The following is a 3,843-nucleotide window of genomic DNA, read 5'->3' as shown; positions in this document are numbered from 1 at the left end:
TCAGAAGTGGTCGGGCGATGATTGCTCATCGTCGGTGCTTTCCAAGCATGTGGTTGGGTGATTGTCAAGCCTGTTTGCATGCAAGCACTTTTCCAAAGCTGCGAATGCATGCTTACTGTACGTGGCGTTGCGAATGGCAACGTCTATGTAAGTGATAGCAATGAATACGAAGCACACCGCGGTACTTGATCACGTCCAACGATGTGATCAGCACGCGCACGCAACGCTGGACACGATCCATGCGCTGCTCCTCAAACTCTGCTCCAAGCTCGACAAACAGGCGGCCCGTAGGGCAATGCGCTTGCCTGATGTAAAGGCGATGACGGGGGATAGTCGGAGTCAGATCTACGCGCGCATGAATTCGAAGTATCCCGCGTACGATCCGTCGTTTCCCTCACCGTTCTATGTCGGCGCCTCGCCGCGTTGGTGGGAGCATCAGATTGCTGAGTGGCTTGAGCATCAGGCCTCCTTGTCCAAGAAGACTCACTGAGGAGCTGCCCAATGGATACCAAGAACAGCAAGCTCAGTGAGAAGTTGAAGTCCCTGCAGCCGAACATTCGAAATATCAACCAAGCGAAAATTGCCGAGTACTACGAGGCGATCAACGATGCGGTTGAGCGTGGAGTTTCCTACAAGGCGATTCGTGAAGCCCTCGCTGAGGAAGGCTTCAAGATGTCGCCTGCCACATTTAAGCGACTGTTCGATGCGGAATGTGAGCTTCGTGCCAAAAGCGATGTCGTGCAGAGGAGGGGCGCATGAGCATCAACTTTGGACCACCAGCGTATCCGCTCGGAGCGTTTCATCACGTAGCCGAAAATGCATCGAAGGAAGTGCTCGGTCATCTGAAGGCTCCTGATGCGATGGTTGGCATGGCGGTTCTTTCCGTCAAAGCTCTCGTCTGTCAGGGGCTGGCAGACATTGCACTGCCGATACCAGGAAGCGGAGTACACAAAGTTATCGATAGTGAAGAGGAGGCGGACGAAAGTCCGCCTCCTCGCCTCACTTCCTTGTCACTGAATCTACTCAGCGTTGCGGAGTCGGGTGAACGGAAGACAGCTGTTTACAGGGTCGTTGCTGCGGCTATTTATGCTCATGACGAGGCGCGTGCGAGGGCATACGAGTCGGCAATCAAGGAATATGAGGCTGACTTGTCAGTGTGGCAAAGCATTGAGCGTGGATTGCGGCGGAAGTTGGTCAAGCTTAGCCAGGATGGTGAGCCGTGTGATGAGGTTGCTGCTGCACTGAAGGAACACAACCTTAAAAAGCCTGAACGCCCTCGTTTGCGACGCAGTATCCGACAAGACATAACGTCGCGTGCACTGACTGAAGTGCTGCATGGCGACGGCGAATCCATCGCGTTGATGTCGGACGAAGGCGACATCCTGCTTCATGGGCAGTCTATGAAGAGCCTGGCACTGTTGAATGCAGCCTGGGACGGCTCATCACTTCCAGTGGACCGTGCGGATGGTAAAAGTTTTATCGCACGGAACCCGCGTGTCACGACTAGCCTGCAGGTACAACCCGAGGTCTTCCGTGCCTACAGGAAGCAGAACGAAGGAAAGGCGCGAGGTATCGGATATTTTGCGCGGTTTCTGATGGGTTGGCCGGTATCGACGCAGGGAACACGTTTTATCACCGGTTATGAAGGCGAATGGAAGTATCTGCCGCAGTTCCATGCTCGCGTAAAGGAGTTGCTGGAAGAGTATGACCGTCGGCTAGAAGCTGGTGTGCCCAAACGTGATGTCATTTGCTTCAGTGTAGAGGCGAAAGCGCACTGGGTTCAGCTGGTAAACGACACGGAAAGCATGATGCAGGAAGGCGGAGCGTTCAGTGATGTGAAGGATGCAGCAGCGAAGGGATGCGAGATGATTGCCCGCATCGCAGGCATCCTCCACTACTTTTCAGCTCAAACCGGAGACCTCACCCTGGACACGCTGGAACGCGCTGCCTCGATCATGAGCTGGCACATTGAGGAATTTCGATATCTGATGAGGCCAGAGTACGAAGTGCCGCAGGCTGTTGAAGATGCAGAGAAGCTCCGAAAGTACCTATATCGCAAGCGCAAGGAGTGGATTCAGCACAATGCCAACCGCAGCTTAGGGCAGAAGTCTATCGATCCGAATAGCATGCGGAGCTTTGAGGCACATAATCGTGGGCCTACGCAGTTGCGTAAGAAGGGACGCTTTCGTCCGGCCTTGGACGTTCTTGTAGAACAGGGGATCGTCTATCTCGATCATGTGCGTGAATACGGCAAACCGCATGCAAAAGGCCGGGAGTACATTTGTTTCACAGGTCGGCTCAACTGCCCGTTGCAACTGGGTCGCTAGCATCAGGGGCAGTTCGAATAGCCTTGTCCTTCAGGACAAAGCTCAGAGGCGAATAGAGGGGGTCTGCAAACGATGCGATTCGTGCGATATATCGCACGAATCGCTCTTTTTCGACATATGCACCACACCGCTACAGTTGTGTGCAAACTCAGCATGATTCAGCAAGCTGCGGTATGTCGGCGTGAACCAGGCTCAATCCGGGCGCATCGATATGTTTGCAGTCGATGCGGTTGATTGCCATGTTGTTCGCACTGGGGCTGTGTGAGCGTTGGGAGATCCGCTCAGAATATTACGAGATGCGTCGTGTTGCCATGTGATCTTGCCGATCATCACCTGACATAGACCGTACACGGGCTTGGCCCAAGTGTTTCTCAGCATCACGTTGAATGCCTTGCTCGGAGAGCGTGCGATGATCAACACGTGACCCATGCCCATACCTGGCGAGCGCCTCATTCTGAAGCTCAGCGCATCGCTTGCGTTTGGCAATGAGCTCATCACGCACTTGGCGTTGGGTTCTACCCCCACTTAACTTCCTCCATCCGCCGCGCGCAGGATATGCCGCGTTGTAACGCCGGAAGACATACTCAGGCTCACGTTCGATGCCATCCGGTTGGCGATCGGTGGTCATCAGGTGCACGTGGGGATTGGGTTGCCCAGACAGTGATGACAGCGGGGCATGGATTGCGAATTGGTACGGCCTGTCACCAGCAAGCTCTTCCACGAGAGCGTACACAAGTTCCAGCTGCTGCTCGTCACTCAGTTCGCTAGGCAGAGCCGTCACGTGCTCACGGTATACGGCACCGTTGTTGCGTTCGTATTTATCGGCCATCCTCCAAAATTCCCTGGGGTCGTATTCTGCCCATGAAGGCATGTTCCCGAAGTCTTCGTAGATGAGGTCGTCACGCGAGTCGTGCTTGCCTTCTCGTGCGATGTACGAAGCGTGTGCTACGGCTGTTCCCTTCTTTCCGCTTTTGATTCTGTAGTGGTAGCTGGCCATGTTGTTGCCCTCTTGATTGTGGCAAAAGAAAGGCCAGCGAAGGCTACTTCGCTGGCCTGCATATGAAGCGATATCCGCCCTGATTTAAGTGGTCAAAGAGAGAAAGGGTATGTGCGCAGACTCAACCCTTAAGTATTTCCCTTATGCACCAAGTACACCTGCATCAACCATGTTTAGTAGGTTGGTATTGCAGCTCTTCACATTGGATGCTCATCGCTTCATAGATCATGTCGACAACAGTAAAAATTTACTGTTGGCGGAGAGGTCAACTACCTTGTCAAGCACTGCGCAAGATCATTCGCGTTGCGAGTGTTGAGCGTAGCCAGCTGAGCATGGGCACTAGGAAGCGGCTAACCAGCGACCCCCCTTATGCATCCCAAAGCAGGTTGTAAACGTTCCTGTCAGGAACTGGCTGTGCGCTTGGTAGATCGATCAAGAGAGTTCGCTGGGGTCGAGGTTGGCTTGACGAGGTTTGCTCATCGGTGGGCATCCTCCTACTGCAAACCGCAGGCCAGGCGT

General features: G+C 54.0%; 4 protein-coding genes. 3 read left to right on the top strand and 1 reads right to left on the bottom strand.

What is annotated here, in order from left to right:
* The first annotated feature begins 160 nt into the window (after nt 1-160).
* The 3 genes from BTJ49_RS15610 to BTJ49_RS15065 are packed head-to-tail and all read left to right on the top strand — an operon-like array spanning nt 161 to nt 2,327.
* Nucleotides 161-490: an AlpA family phage regulatory protein gene (locus tag BTJ49_RS15610; RefSeq protein ID WP_146742377.1), complete on the top strand. Its 330-nt coding sequence runs from the start codon at nt 161-163 to the stop codon at nt 488-490.
* 11 nt (nt 491-501) lie between these two features.
* On the top strand, nt 502-759 hold the full coding sequence (locus BTJ49_RS15070; protein WP_113066250.1) for a hypothetical protein: 258 nt from the start codon (nt 502-504) through the stop codon (nt 757-759).
* Nucleotides 756-2,327: a YfjI family protein gene (locus tag BTJ49_RS15065; protein ID WP_113066249.1), complete on the top strand. Its 1,572-nt coding sequence runs from the start codon at nt 756-758 to the stop codon at nt 2,325-2,327. The genes BTJ49_RS15070 and BTJ49_RS15065 overlap by 4 nt, the downstream gene beginning before the upstream one ends.
* A gap of 289 nt (nt 2,328-2,616) precedes the next feature.
* On the opposite strand, the gene BTJ49_RS15060 is transcribed toward BTJ49_RS15065, so the two are convergent.
* On the bottom strand, nt 2,617-3,324 hold the full coding sequence (locus BTJ49_RS15060) for a MobA/MobL family protein (protein ID WP_113066248.1): 708 nt from the start codon (nt 3,322-3,324) through the stop codon (nt 2,617-2,619).
* Nucleotides 3,325-3,843: the final 519 nt, after the last annotated feature.

It is taken from the genome of Oleiagrimonas sp. MCCC 1A03011, from assembly GCF_003267965.1.
Taxonomy (GTDB): domain Bacteria; phylum Pseudomonadota; class Gammaproteobacteria; order Xanthomonadales; family Rhodanobacteraceae; genus Oleiagrimonas; species Oleiagrimonas citrea.
Note: the sequence above shows the minus strand (reverse complement) of the source record. Positions and strands in the feature narration are given on the sequence as shown.